Origin of the sequence: Bacillus sp. BS98 (assembly GCF_008432245.1) — a bacterium.
GTDB classification, from domain to species: Bacteria; Bacillota; Bacilli; order Bacillales; family Bacillaceae_G; genus Bacillus_A; species Bacillus_A toyonensis.
In genome coordinates this window covers 4,330,571-4,348,470 of record NZ_CP043830.1, presented here as the reverse complement: position 1 = coordinate 4,348,470, position 17,900 = coordinate 4,330,571, and the positions used below count along the sequence as shown (strand labels likewise).

The window sequence follows — 17,900 nt, the reverse complement described above, 5'->3', positions numbered from 1 at the left end:
AGATTGGATGAGAGAAAGGAAAAGCAAGAATGCAAAAACAGTCATGGATGGAGCTATTGCCGATTGATCGTTATAAAGTAAGTACGAAAGGACTACTACATAATTACGACCGAAAAGTGTTAACGATGTTGTATCAGCCGTTAATAGGTAGTAGAGCTTTTAGCTTGTACATGACGCTATGGGGGGCATTAGAGCAAGATCGTGTATTTGGAAAAGAGAATACACATCATTCCCTTATGGTGACCATGCAAATGCAACTTCCCGAAATATATGAGGAACGAGTAAAGCTAGAGGCAATTGGGCTTTTAAAGGTATATATTAAGAAAGAAAAAGATATTCGAATGTTTATATACGAATTGCAACCACCTTTATCTCCAAAGCAGTTTTTTGATGATATTGTTTTAAGTATCTTTTTATACAATCGATTGAGTCGGACAAAATATAATCAAGTAAAACAATATTTCTTAGAAGAAGAATTTGATTTTGCTTCTTATGAAAATATTACACGTTCTTTTAATGAGGTGTTTGATTCGTTTAATCCAGGACAGCTTGAGCATGCGCAAGAAGAACTCCGTATTCCAAAAGCGACAATGATGCCAAATAATGAAAAGGGAGATGCTCCTAAAGTTTGGAACGATTTCTTTGATTTCTCCTTATTTGTAGACGGATTGTCCGCTCTTGTTCCTAAAAAGGCGATTACAGATCAAGTGCGAGAATGTGTCATTACACTTGCTTACGTGTATGGTGTGGATGTGTTATCGATGCAAAATATCGTTCTTGGTGCGGTGACAGAGATGCAAACAATTGATATGGAAAGGCTTAGAAAAGGAGCGCGCGATTGGTACCAATTCGAAAATGGTCAAGCGTTACCAATATTAAGTGAAAGAGTACAGCCACACGCTGCACGTACGATGAAAGAGAAAGAGCCTTCATCGCAAGAAGAGATGCTTATAAAACAATTAGAAGAAATCTCACCAAAACAACTATTGAAAGAGATTTCTGGTGGTGCAGAGGCGACGAAAGCGGACTTGCAAATTGTTGAGGATGTTATGATCAATCAAAAATTAACGCCAGGAGTTGTGAATGTACTTATTTATTACGTTATGCTACGCTCAGATATGAAACTTGCGAAAACGTATGTGGAGAAGATTGCTGGGCATTGGGCTCGTAAAAAGGTCGGTACAGTAGCTGAAGCAATGGCGCTAGCAAAAGAAGAAAACCGTCAATACCAAGAATGGGCTGAGACGAAGAAAAAAGGTCGTACAGCGAAGAAAACAGTACGAAAAGAAATGGTACCAGATTGGTTGAAAGAAGAGCCGAAAGAAAAAGAAACTGTGAAAAATGATGTAGGTGCGGAAAAAGATACAAGTACGTTAGAAGATGAACGAAAACGACTAGAAGAAGTGTTGAAAAAATATAAGCGTGATTAATAGAAGAGAATGAACGCTCTTTGAGGTGAGAAAATGGAGCATATTCAAAATTCATTTACAAAATTAATGGAAAATGAAAATTTTAAAAACAGATATGAAGTATTAAAGGCGGAAGTGATGGCACATCCGCGTGTGAAAGAATTTATAGACGAGCATAAAGGCGAAGTAACGACTTCTATGATTGAGCGCAGTCTTGTGAAGCTATATGAATATATTGGACAATGTGTAGGTTGTTCAGATTGTCCGGATCTAGGGACATGTAAAAATATGCTGCAAGGATATGAACCGAAGCTCGTTATCCAAGGTAAGATGATTGATATTCAATACGATCGTTGCATTAGAAAAGTAGCATATGATGAGAGAAAAAAATATGAAAAACTCGTTCAAAGTGTATATATGCCAACGGATATTTTACAGGCGACTATGGAAAATTTAGACCCTTCAGAGTTAAATGCACGTATTGATGCAATTGGTGCAGCGAATGAATTTTTAAGCACATATGAACCGGGTAAAAAAGTACAGGGGCTATATCTTTACGGTAAATTTGGTGTAGGGAAAACATATCTTTTAGGGGCGATTGCGAATGAGCTTGCTCGAAAGAAAATAAGTTCCATGCTCGTATACTTCCCAGAATTTTTACGTGAAATTAAAAGTTCGATTCAAGATAATTCAATTGGAGAAAAGATTGATGCGGTTAAACGGGTACAAGTTTTAATGTTAGATGATATCGGAGCGGAAGCGATGTCTAGTTTCGTACGTGACGATGTACTCGGTGCAATCTTACAATTCCGTATGCTAGAAAACTTACCAACGTTCTTTACGTCTAATTTTGATTTCAAACAGTTGGAACATCACTTAACGTATACACAGCGCGGTGAAGCAGAAGAAATGAAAGCGGCCCGTATTATGGAACGAATTAAATATTTAGCGAAACCAATTACAATCGGTGGGAAAAACCGCCGTCATAAGTAAAGAGCAAGCTGAGAAGCTTGTTCTTTTTTTGTTTTGAATGCTTTTCAGCGTAGTCGAATTGTAAAACGAACAGTTCTTATGGAAAATTCATAGTAGCTTGTATCATTTTTTTCTCCCTCCCTTAATATATATAAAATTAGCAAGCCATATCGAGTGGATTTTCTAACGAAAGGAAATGCAATTCTACTAAGAGTGAACTTCCACGGGCCAAACTCTTATAGGATTTGTAACGTATAGATACAATCCTTTAGAGCGGGGATAAAAGGGGGGACAAAAGTGATTGAAATTTGCTTCGAAGAAAAAAATGATGCTATGCACGTATATAAACAACTACTGAAAAGGGCGGAAGTGTTATATAAAGAAACGAGTGTATATTTACAGGAACAAAAAGTTGTAATTCACATACCAGTATGTGAATCACACTATATTGAAAAGATTTTATTGCCAGTCATGGTATATTTCATTGTGAATGTGAAACAAAATGAGTGGATTTATACAATTTTAAAAGAAAAGTTTTTTTATGAAGAACAAGAAGAGTGTCATCAAATATTGCATATAGCACAAGAAGTTTTAAAGGGAAGAAGAAAAGGGGTTGCTCGTGAGTTAACACGTTACACATTTGAATCGTATATTAAGTCTTCTTTAAATAATTGGCTTTGTGATCCGCTCTCATTCTCGTTTTCATCATATGTTCGTTTTCGTCTTCGTACATATAGGGAAATGGTAGCTAAGCTTACTGAAGTGGCAATTGATGAGTATAAGATGGAACAAGAATATCAAATGTTCATTGAGACGCTCCGGCAACAAGTTAGTAATCGAAAGTCACGTTTGTCCTGTATGCATCTTATTTTTGATGAAAGTTTTATTTTCTATGATGATAAAGGTAGACGTTTAAAACAGGAGAAATTGGTCCAATATATAGATGAAGATTTGCTAAAGCAAAAAGATGTATATATTGATACAAAAGTAATTGCACCACTTCTTTCTATTTCACCGAAAAAAATCTATTTGTATACGAAAGAACAAGACCATAATATGATTATTACTTTGCGAAACGTATTTCAAGAACGGATACAAATACACGGATTACATGAGTTTGAACGCAATGTGAAAAATTTAAAAAATAAAGGTAACGCCCTTGATTTTCTAAGTTTTTGAGCATATAATTACCTACATAAATGAAATATATTGAAATGTCATGATGAGGACATGAGTAGTTTTCTACGATTTTCAGAGAGGGAAGCCTTAGGGTGTGAGCTTCCTAGTACGGGATTATTACTTACCACCTCTAAACTTTAGCAGTGAACGATTTTTTTAGTAATTGCTAACGGACAACACCGTTATGTTGAACTTGAGCAATTAACAATCATGTTAATTAGAACAAGGGTGGAACCACGAATTCAACACTCGTCCCTTTTTACGGGATGAGTGTTTTTTATTTTGAGAAAAAGAGGAGTGACCAGTGATGGCAGATGTAGTTAAAATTACTTTCCCTGATGGAGCTGTGAAGGAGTTTCCAAAAGGCGTAACAACTGAAGAAATCGCAGCTTCTATTAGCCCAGGCTTAAAGAAAAAAGCTGTGGCTGGAAAATTAAACGATGAGATGATTGATCTTGTTACACCAATCGAAGAAGATGGTGCAGTTTCTATTATTACATTAGATTCTGAAGATGGCTTATACATTTTACGCCATTCAACAGCCCACCTTTTAGCACAAGCGTTAAAACGTTTATATAAAGATGTTAAACTTGAGCTTGGCATTGGCCCAGTAATCGAAAATGGCTTCTACTACGATATTGATATGGAAGAAGCAATTACAGTTGAAGACTTCAAGAAAATCGAAAAAGAAATGCAAAAAATCGTGAACGAGAACTTAGAAATCGTTCGTCATGAAGTACCACGTGCAGAAGCACTTCGTCGCTTGGAAGAAATCGGCGATGAGTTAAAATTAGATTTAATTAACGATCTTCCAGAAGATGCAGTTATTTCAATCTATGAGCAAGGCGAATTCTTCGACCTTTGCCGCGGTGTTCACCTTCCATCTACAGGGAAAATTAAAGTGTTTAAATTATTAAGCGTTGCAGGTGCTTACTGGCGCGGCGATAGCAATAATAAAATGCTACAACGTATTTACGGTACTGCATTTGTTAAGAAAGCAGAATTAGATGAGCATTTACGTATGCTTGAAGAAGCGAAAGAGCGCGATCACCGTAAATTAGGTAAAGAATTAAAACTATTTACTAATAGCCAAAAAGTAGGACAAGGTTTACCACTTTGGTTACCAAAAGGTGCAACGATCCGTCGTATTATCGAGCGTTACATCGTTGATAAAGAAGCAAGCTTAGGCTATGATCACGTATACACTCCAGTACTAGGAAGCAGAGAGCTATATGAAACTTCTGGTCACTGGAATCACTACCGTGATGGTATGTTCCCATCAATGGAAATGGATAATGAAGAGTTAGTTCTTCGTCCAATGAACTGCCCTCACCACATGATGGTTTATAAAAACGATATTCACAGCTACCGTGAATTACCAATCCGTATTGCGGAACTTGGAACAATGCACCGCTATGAAATGTCAGGTGCGTTATCTGGATTACAACGTGTACGCGGAATGACTTTAAACGATGCGCACATTTTCGTACGCCCAGATCAAATTAAAGAAGAGTTAAAACGTGTTGTAAACTTAACTCTAGAAGTGTACAAAGATTTTGGTTTAGAGAACTATTCATTCCGTCTATCTTATCGTGACCCAGCAGATACTAAAAAGTACTATGCTGATGATGAGATGTGGGAAAAAGCACAAGGTATGTTAAAAGAAGCTATGGATGAAATGGGTCTTGATTACTACGAAGCTGAAGGTGAAGCGGCGTTCTACGGTCCAAAACTTGACGTTCAAGTTCGTACTGCTCTTGGAAAAGACGAAACACTTTCAACTGTACAATTAGACTTCTTACTTCCAGAACGCTTTGAATTAGCTTACGTTGGTGAAGATGGAAAACAACATCGTCCAGTTGTAATTCACCGTGGTGTTGTATCAACTATGGAACGTTTCGTAGCATTCTTAATTGAAGAATACAAAGGTGCATTCCCAACTTGGTTAGCTCCAGTTCAAGCGCAAGTAATTCCAGTTTCTCCGCAAGTGCATTTAGACTATGCGAAGAAAGTACAAGATGAATTGCGCCGTGCTGGTATTCGTGTTGAATTAGATACTCGCGAAGAGAAAATTGGTTACAAAATCCGTGAAGCACAAATGCAAAAAATTCCGTACATGCTTGTAGTAGGTGACAATGAAGTAACTGAAAATGGCGTAAACGTACGTAAATATGGTGAACAAAAATCAGAAACAATCGCATTAGATGCTTTTGTTGACATGATTAAAGTAGAAGGAAAAAGATAAGAAAGAGCCGCGGTATACCGCGGCTTTTCTTTTTAATATAAAAGAGAAAAACTAGAAAAAATAACCATGTAACTCTTATCATAAAAAAGTATTGCATGTATGCTAGTTGTTTGTTACAATATTTCTTGTTGTTAGTAAAACACATCGCGTCTTCTTGACAGACGTCATGTCCTATGATAAACTCATCAAGGATAATAGAATATTGTTTTGTGGAACAAGTAGAAGCACCCGCTTCTCACCTGATGGACGCATTCGCAGTTAGCAGGTAAATGTATTTCTTACTTAAGATTTTACAAGTGTGGGTGTCGTATGCCCGCACTTTTTTTGTCGGGTTCTATGACTACAAAATATGTTCTGAGAAAACCTTGGAGGTGGCTTACTATTAGCAAGGATATGATGATTAACGAGCAAATTCGTGCACGTGAAGTACGTTTAGTTGGCGCAAATGGCGATCAACTTGGAATCAAGTCTCGTAATGACGCTTTAGACTTAGCTGCAAATCTTAATCTTGATTTAGTATTAGTTGCTCCAAATGCGAAACCGCCAGTATGCCGCATTATGGACTACGGTAAATTCCGCTTTGAGCAACAGAAGAAAGAAAAAGAACAGCGCAAAAATCAAAAAGTAATTAGCATGAAAGAAGTTCGTTTAAGTCCAACAATTGATGAACACGACTTTAACACAAAACTTCGTAATGCTATCAAGTTTTTAGAGAAAGGCGACAAGGTTAAAGCGTCAATTCGCTTTAAAGGACGTGCCATTACTCATAAAGAAATCGGTCAACGTGTTTTAGATCGCTTCTCAGAAGCTTGTGCTGAAGTTAGTACAATTGAATCTAAGCCTAAAATGGAAGGACGTAGTATGTTCTTAGTTTTAGCACCGAAAAACGATAAGTAATAGATAGAGGAGGAAATACCTATGCCTAAACAAAAAACTCATCGCGGCGCTGCAAAGCGTTTCAAAAAGACTGGATCAGGTAAACTGAAACGTTCTCACGCTTACACAAGCCATTTATTCGCTAACAAATCTACAAAAGCTAAACGTAAACTACGTAAAGCTGGTGTAGTAAGCGCTGGTGACTTCAAACGCATTCGTCAAATGCTTGACAACTTAAAATAAGTTCGGCTGATATATAGAACAATTAGGAGGTAATATTATGCCAAGAGTAAAAGGTGGTACAGTTACTCGTCAACGTCGTAAAAAAGTTATAAAATTAGCAAAAGGTTACTACGGTTCTAAAAATACATTATTCAAGGTTGCTAACCAACAGGTTATGAAATCTCTAATGTATGCATTCCGTGACCGTCGTCAAAAGAAACGTGACTTCCGTAAATTATGGATCACACGTATCAACGCAGCAGCTCGTATGAATGGTCTTTCTTACAGCCGCTTAATGCACGGTTTAAAAAATGCTGGCATCGAAGTTAACCGCAAGATGCTTGCTGACTTAGCTGTTCATGACGAAAAAGCTTTCGCTGAATTAGCAACAGTTGCAAAAAACAACATTAACTAATTAATTAGTTGAAACCTTAGAAGAATTTTCTTCTAAGGTTTTTTGTTTGTTTTCAAAGAGAAGTTTGAAGTGAATGAAGCTCTAAAGATTTATGGACGCATCGTTATCGATATGACAAAATCAACATAAAAACTATAGCGATATAGAAGAATATGCATATGAAGTCAGGAGAATTCTCCTGGCTTTTTTCAATTATGCTCGTTTGGAAAGAAGAGTATCTTTCCTAGCCGAAACGACACTGCTATAATGGAAAGATGATATGGAACTTTCATCAGATGAACAATATACGAGCGATGACTGAAACGTATTTGTAAATTAAGGACAAGCTATTTTATAAAGAGGTAGATAGCTGACTTATTCATAAGAACTGAAACATAATAATGAACTTTGAGATGAAACAACATTGTTGCATAAAATGCGATGTTGGAGGAGGACAATAGAATGGACTTACTACAACTATTTAAATTACAAAAAGAATTAGATGACCGTATTGCAAAAGAACATGACTTACAACCGAAAAAGTTGTTAAAAGAAAAAATGCTAGCTCTTCTTGTAGAAATTGGAGAACTTGCAAATGAAACACGCTGTTTTAAATATTGGAGCAATAAACCAGCATCAGAACGTGAAGTAATATTAGAAGAATACGTAGATGGTTTGCATTTTATTTTATCAATCGGAATCGATTTAGGTATTGATAAAAACTTCTTATTCTATAAATGTGCACAAACGAATAAAACACAAGTGGAAATTTTCTTAGACACATATGCGAAAGTAATTCGTTTTACAGATCAACCATCTATCACGAACTATATTGAATTATTTACAAGCTATCTTCGACTTGGACAAGCACTTGAATTTGAACAAGAAGAAATTGAAAAAGCGTATTTAGATAAAAATGAAGTAAATCATCAGCGTCAAACACAAGGATACTAATTTAATTTTTGAATATTTCAATTTCCTTTTGTATAATAAGGTGACTGAAGAAAAAGGAGGGTGTTGGCAATGACAAAATTAGACGCGACATTGACAATGCTAAAAGAGTTAACAGATGCACGTGGTATTGCTGGTAACGAGCGTGAACCACGTGAAGTAATGAAGAAATATATTGAGCCGTTTGCGGACGAACTTTCTACTGATAATTTAGGAAGTTTAGTTGCGAAAAAAGTTGGGGAAGAAAACGGCCCGAAAATTATGGTTGCAGGTCATTTAGATGAAGTTGGCTTTATGATTACGCAAATTGATGACAAAGGCTTCCTTCGTTTTCAAACAGTTGGTGGCTGGTGGTCACAAGTTATGCTTGCACAGCGCGTGACAATTGTAACGCGTAAAGGAGATGTAACAGGTGTAATTGGTTCAAAACCACCACACATTTTACCTCCAGAAGCTCGTAAAAAGCCAGTTGATATTAAAGACATGTTTATCGATATTGGTGCTTCTAGCCAAGAAGAGGCAATGGAGTGGGGCGTACGACCAGGAGATCAAGTTGTACCTTACTTTGAATTCCAAGTGATGAAGAATGAAAAAATGTTACTCGCAAAAGCATGGGATAACCGAATCGGCTGTGCGATTGCAATTGACGTATTAAAACAATTAAAAGATGAAAAACATCCAAACGTTGTATACGGCGTTGGAACTGTACAAGAAGAGGTTGGTCTTCGTGGTGCAAAAACATCTGCGAATTATATCAAACCAGATATCGCGTTCGCAGTAGATGTTGGTATCGCTGGAGATACACCGGGTGTAACGTCAAAAGAGGCGCAAAGTAAAATGGGCGATGGACCGCAGATTATTTTATATGATGCTTCTGTTATTGGACATACAGGTTTACGTGATTTCGTAGTTGATGTTGCTGACGAACTACAAATTCCATACCAATATGATTCAGTAGCTGGCGGGGGAACAGATGCAGGTGCGATTCACATTTCTGTAAATGGTATTCCGTCTATGGCAATTACGATTGCGACACGCTACATCCATTCGCATGCGGCAATGTTACACCGTGATGATTATGAAAATGCAGTGAAGTTAATTGTAGAAGTTATTAAACGTCTTGATAAAGAGGCTGTACATAACATTACATTTAATTAATAGAAAAAAGCGAAGGAGAATCTCCTTCGCTTTTTTATGTGTTAAAAAGGTCTTTCTAATCCTGCGGCAGTATGGGCCCCTAAAATAATTAAACGAGTTAATTGCATGGCCATAAAATGCGGGGTATATATCATCCCCCTTTTTAACCATGACATAATCATCCCGATGTGAGCCCCTGTCACATAACTAATTAGAATATCACGAGGAACCATAAGATCTTTATCATCTGGTTGTGAAATTGATAAGCTTAATGTTAAATGCGTTTGTATTGTTTTCATCATTTTATAAGAGTAGTTTCCTGCAGCTTTATCCCCGAGCATAACATTATAGAAGTTCACGTTTTCTGCGATGTGTTCGAACAGAGCCAAAAATGTTGGATGTGGTGAATCGAATGTAAGTTGAAAATCCTCTTTATTTTTATTTTTCGGTTTGATTACTTCTGCTAGCTTCTCTAACATTTCTTCAATGCTTTTGTCTAATAAGTCGTATTTATCATGGTAATGGCTATAAAATGTAGCGCGATTTACAGGAGCGCGTTCTGCGATATGTTGAACAGTTACATTTTCAAACCCTTTTTCGCCTACTAAAGCGACAAAAGCATCCTGTATGAGTTGTCTCGTCCGCTTTACACGTGGATCATTTGTATTTTTAATAGACATTTTACTTCTCCTCGTTTCATTTTATACACTTAAACAACAAATCGTTATTATATTGTTGTTTAAGCGACATTTCATACTTAAATTGTCGGTTGTAGATTCGAAATAATTATTTATAATTATAAACGATAGTCCTTTAGAAATCAGCACCACTCGCAGGTAGACGAAATCCGGTTTATGCTGCTGAAGGTGTGCTTTTTTTGTTTAAAGGTTAATATAATTAACAATTAAACTGTATAAACAATAAGGATGTAAATAGTTTAGAAAAAAATTATATGCGATATAAGGAGAGGAATGCAATGAATCAGTTTCGAAGAATGGTGATTATCAACATTATCACATTAATTGTACTAGTTGGCGGCGGCATTGGCGGTTATTACTATTACAATCAAGCGGAAAACTATTTAAAAACAGAAAATGCGAAAATTGATGGAAAGGTAATTCCAATTGCTTCACCAGCAGCAGGTAAATTGACTGACTGGAAAGCTGAAGTAGGAAAAAACTACAATGAGAACGATAAATTAGGTGCTGTCACTGTAGCTGGAGCAAATGGGGAGCAAACAGTAGACGTAACAATTCCGCAAAACGCGACAGTTGTACAATCAAACGCAACGACAAATGCTTTCGTTGGAGCTGGTAGCCCAATTGCTTATGCATTTGATATGAACAATTTATGGGTAACAGCAAATATTGAAGAAACAGATGTTGACGATGTGCAAAAAGGTCAAGATGTAGACGTGTATGTAGATGCATACCCAGACACGACGTTATCAGGAAAAGTAGAGCAAGTTGGATTAACAACAGCGAATACATTCTCTATGTTACCATCAAGCAACGCAACAGCGAACTATACGAAAGTAACACAAGTGGTACCAGTTAAAATTTCTTTAGATCATAGTAAATCAGTAAATATTGTTCCTGGCATGAATGTGACAGTTCGTATTCATAAGTAAGGGGGAGATGAGATGTCCTCAATTGCAATTGCAGGATATGCACTATTTTGTATAATCGTCTTCTTCCTTGTAAATCGTCTTTTACGAAAGAAAAAAACGAACGTGGGAGAAGAACAAGTCCCAGCCGTAAGTAAAATAGAAGTAAGTAAGGTAGAAACAGAAGAAAAAGAAATTGAACGAAAGCAAGAAACAGAAATTTCTAATGTAGTTGAGTTAGAAACAGGTAAGCAAGAAGAAGTAAAACAAGAAAAAGAAATGCCGAAAAAACAAACGTCTATGCCTATAGAGAATGTGAACGTAAAAGCAGTTGTAACAGTATTAATTCTCGGGATGTTCGTTTCTATTTTAAACCAAACGATCATTAACGTTGCATTGCCTCCGTTAATGAATGAATTTAATGTATCAACTTCAACAGCACAATGGTTAATTACAGGCTTCATGCTCGTAAATGGTATTTTAGTACCGATTAGTGCCTTTTTAGTTTCACGATTTACGTATCGTAAATTGTTCGTAGCGGCAATGTTATTCTTCACGGTAGGATCTATCATTTGTGCTACTTCAGGAAACTTTACAATGATGATGACGGGCCGAGTGATTCAAGCGGTTGGAGCGGGTATTTTAATGCCGGTTGGTATGAATATTTTCATGACATTATTCCCGCCTCATAAGCGAGGAGCAGCTATGGGATTACTAGGGGTAGCGATGATTTTAGCACCAGCTATCGGACCAACTGTAACAGGATGGGTAATTGAAAACTATAGCTGGAACTTAATGTTCTACGGAATGTTTGTGATTGGTTTAATTATTACTTTCCTATCTTTAAAATTCTTTACACTAGCTCAGCCGGTATCTAACACAAAGCTAGATGTATTCGGTGTTATTAGTTCAAGTATTGGACTAGGTAGCTTATTGTATGGATTTAGTGAAGCGGGAAATAATAGCTGGACTAGTGCAGAGGTTGTGATATCACTTATCATTGGTGTAGTAGGTATTGCAGTATTTATTTGGAGAGAGCTAACAACGGACAATAAAATGCTTGATTTACAAGTGTTTAAATATCCAGTATTTACTTTTACTTTAGTAATTAACGCAATCGTAACGATGGCATTATTCGGAGGTATGTTATTACTTCCAGTATATCTACAAAATATTCGTGGCTTTACGCCAATTGAATCTGGTTTACTACTTCTTCCAGGATCATTAATTATGGGGATCATGGGACCAGTAGCAGGTAAATTATTCGATAAATATGGCATTCGTCCATTAGCGATAATTGGATTGGCAATTACAACTTATGCGACATATGAATTTACAAAATTATCGATGGATACACCGTATAGCGTTATTATGACGGATTATATTATACGTTCAATTGGTATGTCATTCATTATGATGCCAATTATGACAGCTGGTATGAACGCGCTGCCGATGAAATTAATTTCTCACGGTACAGCAACGCAAAATACGTCAAGACAAGTAGCTGGTTCAATTGGAACAGCGATCTTAATCACACTTATGACGCAACAAACGACTGCTCACGTAGCGGATTATGGCAACATGTTAACAACGTCAAATCCAATTTTAGTTGATAAAGTACATGGTATGGGCCAAAGCTTAGCGGCTTTAGCTGGATCAGCTCAAGCGGGAGATGCGATGAGCACGCAACTATTATTCGGACAAATCTCAAAGCTATCTGCAATTAACGGTATTAACGATGCCTTCTTAATTGCAACAATACTCGCAGGTATTGCTTGGGTGTTATCGTTCTTCTTGCCATCAGGCAATAAACCAAATAGAAAAGCAGGGAATTAATTTCCCTGCTTTTTTGTGTTTTTTATGTAGTTAGATATAAAAGATGATAACTAGTTACAGAGCATAATCCTGTTATAACCAAAATCGTCCCCATAGAACGAATACTTGATATTTGTCTGCCACTTATAATAGCTACTAGTCCAGCTAATGAGAAGAAGCACCAATATAAAGTTCCCGAAATTGGAACCATTCCCTCTAAATCTATTCCATAACCTATACAAATGATAGGAACAACGATAAGTGATATGCTAATTAAACCAGTTATAACGATAAGTGATTTTCGATATTTAATTCCGGCAGCAATTAAATAAATGCCAACGATGCCTTCACATAATAACAAAATAGGGGCTAAGATAAGCCAAATAAATAAACCAGTAGATTCCATATGTAATAACTCCTTAATGAATAAAATATGAATCAGGCATGGACAATAGCTGCAAACAGTCCTATTGAGAAAATAATGAGTCCCATGTTGCGTATACTCTTAATTTTTGAATGTACCCCATTCAATCCTGCTAATAAACCAGCTAGAGAGAAAAGCATCCAATATAGGACAGGTGGAATGTGGAGAACGTTCTCTCCATTGATACCTTTGTTTAAAAAAAGTAAAAGGCATTATAACGAATGAAAAGCAAATAATCCCCATTAAGGTAACAAGTAATTTCCGATGTTTAATTTCTGTTACCATTAAAAAATACCACCAGCAATCCCGCATAGTAAGAGAAGTGGCGTAAAAAGCATCCAAATAATACTGAACATATGTAAACTCTTTTATGTGAATTAAGTTATATTTTACTACATGAGGTTTATTTTGGATATTATTAATAAAATCGAAAAATAGTTATTGGCGATTTGAAAAGCTAGAGGATAGTGTAACAAAAATTATACTGACGCCTGTCCTAACTTCTGGTGAAGAAGGAGAAAAGAAAACGAATTATCGAAAAGTGCTAACGGAAGAAGAGTTTGAAGTTGTTATAAAAGAGTAAAAAGAGGTATCGCGATGATACCTCTTTTTAACTTAAGAATGCTAACATATTATTCATAATATGAAATAACATAGCTGGAATAATGGATTTTGTTTTCTTGCATAAAATAGCCATTAATAATCCCGTGAAGAAAGTAATTACCATTACTCCGAGTGAGTATGTATGAGCGATACCAAAGAAGAAACTTGTTAAGACTGCTGCAATCCAAAATGGAAAGCGTTCAGAGAAAAAGTGGAGTAAAAAACCACGGAAAATAAGTTCTTCAAAAATTGGGGTGAGTATCGCAAAGCCGATAAGTAATAATATTTGATACTGTTCAAATACGTCTAAGTTTAGTGCAGAAGCTTGTTGCTTTGTTGCGTCTTGGAACACATATTTTAAAAAGATATAATTGAGCACGATGCTTATAGCGAAGAAAAGAAGTAAGTATAAGTATGTGCGCCATTCTTTCAGTGCTTTAAAATTAAAAGATTTTAATAGTAAATTTTTTGCGGGTTCGAATTTAAAAATGAAGAATAACAACACGGTTAGTTGTAATCCGATACTTGCAGTATTTGCAATAGATTCATACAGGGCAATTTGTTTTTTATTTTCGAGTCCGGCTGTATAAATTGTTAAGGGCATTGCGAGGAACACAGTAATGAGTCCAGTTCCGAAAAAAGCAAATAAAACGGAGCTAATGAATTGTCCCCATGACATAGAGTATTTCTGTTCATAAGGAAGTTGTGTAGTGGGTTGCATATGTAGAATCACCTCTTTATATTTATATATTTAATTATAAAGTGTTTTATTTTTATATGTAACATTTAAATATTACATATAAAGGTGTATTTTCCATAAAATAATAAAAGAGGTATCACCCTATAGTGATGCCTCTTTCTCATTGATAACTATGTTCTGCCTTGTTATTTGATTTTGATTGCTCTATTTGCAATTCACGCTCTACCAATCGATCTAACTGCTGAATTGCTTTTAGTGCTTTTTCATAAGAGATAGTTCGATAGTGGTGTGCGCCGCCTGGTTCTTCGTCTGCTTCATCTGCCCACTTAATAGTGTTTTGTAGAGGTGTTCTTTCAAGTGATTGTTCTACTAGGAAAGAATCAGTATGCAATAGAATTGCAACAGAAATTTCTTTGGCTTGCTTCGGATGTTCGCCTAATCGGATTAATAACTTATGAGCTCTTTCCGCTCCTTTAATTGCATGTATATCATTCTTTTTATATAAGTCATAGTCCCATTCGCCGCCTGTGTACCATGTATGATGTCCGATATCGTGAAGGAAACCGGCTTTTGTCGCAGCATCGACTGAGGCGTGATGCTTTTTGGCTAAGTGAAACGCATGGTAAGCGACAGCAATCGCGTGGACCATTCCAGAACGGTTCACATATTTTTGGGTAATGTGGTGTTTAAAAACTTGTTCAAGCGTAATACGTTGCATAAAACATTCACTCCTTTTATCTAATGATGTATATGAAGAAAAATCGATCGGTTTAAATGTATTTTGAACATTGTACTCCATCAATCAGCGTTAGTAAAGTAGAAATGTTTAGGAGAAGAAAAATTTTATAGACATAAAAGGTCACCTTAGTTTTTTCTAAGGTGACCTTTTATTGTTTATTTTTTTAATCCTTGTTCTAGTGTTTCTAACATTTCGTGTTTTTCATTTTCATCAGCGTTTTTCCAAATGACTTCGAATAAAACACCAAGACCTGGAAGCATTTTTTCTTCACCGCTTTGAATTGCATCGACAATCGTTTCTTGTAATTGATCTTGTGAATTTCCAGATACATTTGCTAATACAGCACCACGTAAATTAAAACTCATTGCTTTCACCTCTTCTTCAGAATTGAAACTGACGTTAGTTTTTGTTCTTTTTTATGTAAATATGTATGAAAAATAGGCTATAATGATAAGACAAGAAGAGAGGGAAATACATATTATGAAAAACATTGATTCAGTACAAAATCCGCGTGTGAAGCAGTGGAAAAAGCTGCAAACGAAAAAAGAACGCGATAAAAAAGGGTTGTTCTTTGTTGAAGGATTCCACTTAGTGGAGGAAGCTTTAAAGGCAGGAGTTGTAACAGAACTTATCGTTTCAGATCAAACAGACCTTCCGAAAGATTGGACAGTGAATGATGTTGAAATGTATATCGTGCCTGAAGCGATTGTAAAAATACTTCGTGAAACAGAAACGACACAAGGTGTATTTGCTGTCTGTGAAAAGCATGAGAAAGAAGTAGCTCTTACTGATGGGAAATTTCTTTTATTAGACGGCCTTCAAGACCCAGGTAATTTAGGAACGATTATTCGTACAGCTGATGCAGCTGGTATTCATGCCGTTGTGCTTGGAGAAGGTTGTGTTGATGTTTACAATAGTAAAGTACTGCGCTCTACACAAGGTTCTATTTTCCACTTACCGATTGTAAAAGGGAATTTAGAAGAATGGGTAGACAAGTTAAAAGAAAATAGTGTTCCTGTATATGGAACAGCTCTTGAAAATGGAGCTCCTTACGGTGAAGTAACACCAGCCGGAAGTTTTGCATTAATTGTAGGGAATGAAGGAAGCGGCGTACGCCAAGAAATTCTTGCGAAAACGGATCAAAACTTGTATATTCCGATTTATGGCGGGGCAGAATCATTAAATGTTGCGGTTGCAGCAGGGATTTTAACGTATTATTTACAAAGCCCGGTTGCGAACAAATAAAAAACTTCTTATAATAAGTTGAAGTACATGTTCGTAATGAACATATAATAAAAGTTAAATAACGAAAAACGTTGATAGAGAAGAGTAGCTGACAAAATCGCCATATAGGGAGAGAATGCCGTAGACTGAAAGCATTCTTATGGTAGACGGAAGTGAATTCACCTCTGGAGTTGACGCCAGGACCATGTATATGTAAAGGCGTTCCGGTCAGAATTGATCGTTATAACTAATGAGTGGGCAGACTTGTTCTGTCAATTTAGGGTGGTACCGCGAATTTACCTCGTCCCTTTTTGGGAGCGAGGTTTTTTTATTTTTAAAATTAGGAGGGTTCCAAATGGAAGCACGTTTAAAAGAGCTAAAGCAAAAAGCGTTAGAGCTTATTGAAGAAGCGAAAGAGCTAAAGGGCTTAAATGACGTACGCGTAGCGTATTTAGGGAAAAAAGGCCCAATTACAGAAGTATTACGCGGCATGGGAAAATTATCAGCGGAAGAGCGTCCACGTATGGGAGCATTAGTAAATGAAGTACGTGAAGCGATTCAAACGCGTTTAGATGACAAAATTGGTAACTTAGAAAAAGCAGTAATTGAAGCGAAATTAGCTACTGAAACAATTGATGTTACCTTGCCAGGTCGTCCTGTTGAAACAGGTTGTCACCATCCGTTAACAGCTGTTGTTGAACAAATTGAAGATGTATTCATCGGTATGGGTTACGAAGTAGCTGAAGGAACAGAAGTAGAAAAAGACTACTACAACTTCGAAGCATTAAACTTACCGAAAGATCATCCAGCGCGTGATATGCAAGATACATTCTACATTACAGAAGAAACGTTACTACGTACGCATACATCTTCTGTGCAAGCACGCACGATGGAAAATAACAAAGAAAAAGGCCCAATCAAAATTATTTGTCCTGGTAAAGTGTATCGCCGCGATGACGATGATGCGACGCATTCACACCAATTCATGCAAATTGAAGGTCTTGTAATTGATAAAAACATTCGTATGAGTGACTTAAAAGGTACACTGCAAGTATTCGTGAAAAAGATGTTCGGTGAAGACCGTGAAATCCGTCTTCGTCCAAGTTTCTTCCCATTCACAGAGCCATCTGTAGAGATGGATATTTCGTGTATGATGTGTCACGGTAAAGGTTGTGGCACTTGTAAAGGAACTGGCTGGATTGAAATTTTAGGCGCAGGTATGGTTCACCCGAACGTACTTGAAATGGCTGGTTATGATTCAAAAGAATATCAAGGTTTCGCATTCGGTATGGGCGCAGAACGTATCGCAATGTTGAAATACGGCGTAGATGACATTCGTCATTTCTATACAAATGACGTACGTTTCTTACAACAATTCAAACGAGCGTAAGGGAAGGAGAGGAT

General features: G+C 36.6%; 18 protein-coding genes, 2 pseudogenes and 3 other annotated features. Of the genes and pseudogenes, 14 read left to right on the top strand and 6 right to left on the bottom strand.

The annotated features are described in order from the left end of the window. Window positions 1-29: 29 nt before the first annotated feature. The 9 genes from F0362_RS22540 (at window position 30) to F0362_RS22500 (ending at window position 9,406) form a co-directional block, all read left to right on the top strand. Entirely contained in the window at window positions 30-1,430 is a 1,401-nt protein-coding gene (locus tag F0362_RS22540) for a replication initiation and membrane attachment family protein (RefSeq protein WP_001171837.1), read from the top strand. A 33-nt stretch (window positions 1,431-1,463) separates the two neighbouring features. Continuing rightward, window positions 1,464-2,402 (top strand): primosomal protein DnaI, encoded by a 939-nt coding sequence (dnaI, locus tag F0362_RS22535; RefSeq protein ID WP_000400118.1) that lies wholly within the window; start codon window positions 1,464-1,466, stop codon window positions 2,400-2,402. Between the two features lie 276 nt (window positions 2,403-2,678). Continuing rightward, window positions 2,679-3,560 carry a putative sporulation protein YtxC gene (gene ytxC, locus F0362_RS22530; protein ID WP_000569605.1) on the top strand — a complete coding sequence of 294 codons (882 nt, stop codon included), beginning with the start codon at window positions 2,679-2,681 and terminating at the stop codon, window positions 3,558-3,560. 31 nt (window positions 3,561-3,591) lie between these two features. Further along, window positions 3,592-3,820 (top strand) — a binding site (T-box leader). Window positions 3,821-3,867: 47 nt separating this feature from the next. Continuing rightward, window positions 3,868-5,805 (top strand): threonine--tRNA ligase, encoded by a 1,938-nt coding sequence (gene thrS / locus F0362_RS22525; RefSeq protein WP_149889973.1) that lies wholly within the window; start codon window positions 3,868-3,870, stop codon window positions 5,803-5,805. A 210-nt stretch (window positions 5,806-6,015) separates the two neighbouring features. Further along, window positions 6,016-6,136, top strand: a sequence feature (ribosomal protein L20 leader region). 62 nt (window positions 6,137-6,198) lie between these two features. Next, the gene (gene infC, locus F0362_RS22520) at window positions 6,199-6,702 is read left to right on the top strand and encodes a translation initiation factor IF-3 (RefSeq protein ID WP_000973214.1); all 504 of its coding nucleotides are present in this window, start codon (window positions 6,199-6,201) and stop codon (window positions 6,700-6,702) included. Window positions 6,703-6,723: 21 nt separating this feature from the next. Beyond that, on the top strand, window positions 6,724-6,924 hold the full coding sequence (gene rpmI / locus F0362_RS22515) for a 50S ribosomal protein L35 (protein ID WP_001125945.1): 201 nt from the start codon (window positions 6,724-6,726) through the stop codon (window positions 6,922-6,924). 37 nt (window positions 6,925-6,961) lie between these two features. Continuing rightward, a complete protein-coding gene (gene rplT, locus F0362_RS22510; protein ID WP_001138362.1) occupies window positions 6,962-7,318 on the top strand; it encodes a 50S ribosomal protein L20 in 357 nt (118 codons plus the stop codon). 441 nt (window positions 7,319-7,759) lie between these two features. Beyond that, on the top strand, window positions 7,760-8,251 hold the full coding sequence (locus F0362_RS22505) for a dUTP diphosphatase (protein ID WP_000365050.1): 492 nt from the start codon (window positions 7,760-7,762) through the stop codon (window positions 8,249-8,251). Window positions 8,252-8,320: 69 nt separating this feature from the next. Beyond that, window positions 8,321-9,406 (top strand): M42 family metallopeptidase, encoded by a 1,086-nt coding sequence (locus F0362_RS22500; RefSeq protein ID WP_000163548.1) that lies wholly within the window; start codon window positions 8,321-8,323, stop codon window positions 9,404-9,406. A gap of 41 nt (window positions 9,407-9,447) precedes the next feature. Here F0362_RS22500 and F0362_RS22495 read toward each other — a convergent pair whose 3' ends face one another. Further along, the gene (locus F0362_RS22495; RefSeq protein ID WP_000023657.1) at window positions 9,448-10,065 is read right to left on the bottom strand and encodes a TetR/AcrR family transcriptional regulator; all 618 of its coding nucleotides are present in this window, start codon (window positions 10,063-10,065) and stop codon (window positions 9,448-9,450) included. A gap of 296 nt (window positions 10,066-10,361) precedes the next feature. On the opposite strand from F0362_RS22495, the gene F0362_RS22490 reads away from it, so the two are divergent. Then, window positions 10,362-11,015, top strand: coding sequence for an HlyD family secretion protein (locus tag F0362_RS22490; RefSeq protein ID WP_001071409.1), 654 nt, complete (start codon window positions 10,362-10,364; stop codon window positions 11,013-11,015). Window positions 11,016-11,027: 12 nt separating this feature from the next. Next, the gene (locus tag F0362_RS22485; RefSeq protein ID WP_000094770.1) at window positions 11,028-12,827 is read left to right on the top strand and encodes a DHA2 family efflux MFS transporter permease subunit; all 1,800 of its coding nucleotides are present in this window, start codon (window positions 11,028-11,030) and stop codon (window positions 12,825-12,827) included. Window positions 12,828-12,849: 22 nt separating this feature from the next. Here F0362_RS22485 and F0362_RS22480 read toward each other — a convergent pair whose 3' ends face one another. Further along, entirely contained in the window at window positions 12,850-13,212 is a 363-nt protein-coding gene (locus F0362_RS22480) for a hypothetical protein (RefSeq protein ID WP_000446231.1), read from the bottom strand. Window positions 13,213-13,225: 13 nt separating this feature from the next. After that, a pseudogene (locus tag F0362_RS22475) lies at window positions 13,226-13,586 on the bottom strand (ammonia permease). 71 nt (window positions 13,587-13,657) lie between these two features. On the opposite strand from F0362_RS22475, the pseudogene F0362_RS31455 reads away from it, so the two are divergent. Beyond that, window positions 13,658-13,813: pseudogene (locus tag F0362_RS31455) on the top strand (DUF4179 domain-containing protein); the annotation flags it as partial. A 27-nt stretch (window positions 13,814-13,840) separates the two neighbouring features. Here F0362_RS31455 and F0362_RS22465 read toward each other — a convergent pair. From F0362_RS22465 to sspI, 3 genes are all read right to left on the bottom strand, one after another. Continuing rightward, window positions 13,841-14,554, bottom strand: coding sequence for a CPBP family intramembrane glutamic endopeptidase (locus F0362_RS22465; RefSeq protein ID WP_061529679.1), 714 nt, complete (start codon window positions 14,552-14,554; stop codon window positions 13,841-13,843). A 139-nt stretch (window positions 14,555-14,693) separates the two neighbouring features. Beyond that, window positions 14,694-15,251, bottom strand: coding sequence for an HD domain-containing protein (locus tag F0362_RS22460; protein WP_001189005.1), 558 nt, complete (start codon window positions 15,249-15,251; stop codon window positions 14,694-14,696). Window positions 15,252-15,427: 176 nt separating this feature from the next. Beyond that, entirely contained in the window at window positions 15,428-15,637 is a 210-nt protein-coding gene (gene sspI / locus F0362_RS22455) for a small acid-soluble spore protein SspI (RefSeq protein ID WP_000009509.1), read from the bottom strand. Between the two features lie 82 nt (window positions 15,638-15,719). Between sspI and F0362_RS22450 the strand changes: the two genes are divergently transcribed. Both F0362_RS22450 and pheS read left to right on the top strand, forming a co-directional pair. Beyond that, window positions 15,720-16,517 carry a TrmH family RNA methyltransferase gene (locus tag F0362_RS22450; RefSeq protein ID WP_002039772.1) on the top strand — a complete coding sequence of 266 codons (798 nt, stop codon included), beginning with the start codon at window positions 15,720-15,722 and terminating at the stop codon, window positions 16,515-16,517. A 62-nt stretch (window positions 16,518-16,579) separates the two neighbouring features. Further along, window positions 16,580-16,808: a binding site (T-box leader), on the top strand. A 43-nt stretch (window positions 16,809-16,851) separates the two neighbouring features. Next, window positions 16,852-17,886 (top strand): phenylalanine--tRNA ligase subunit alpha, encoded by a 1,035-nt coding sequence (gene pheS, locus F0362_RS22445; RefSeq protein ID WP_000388217.1) that lies wholly within the window; start codon window positions 16,852-16,854, stop codon window positions 17,884-17,886. Window positions 17,887-17,900: the final 14 nt, after the last annotated feature.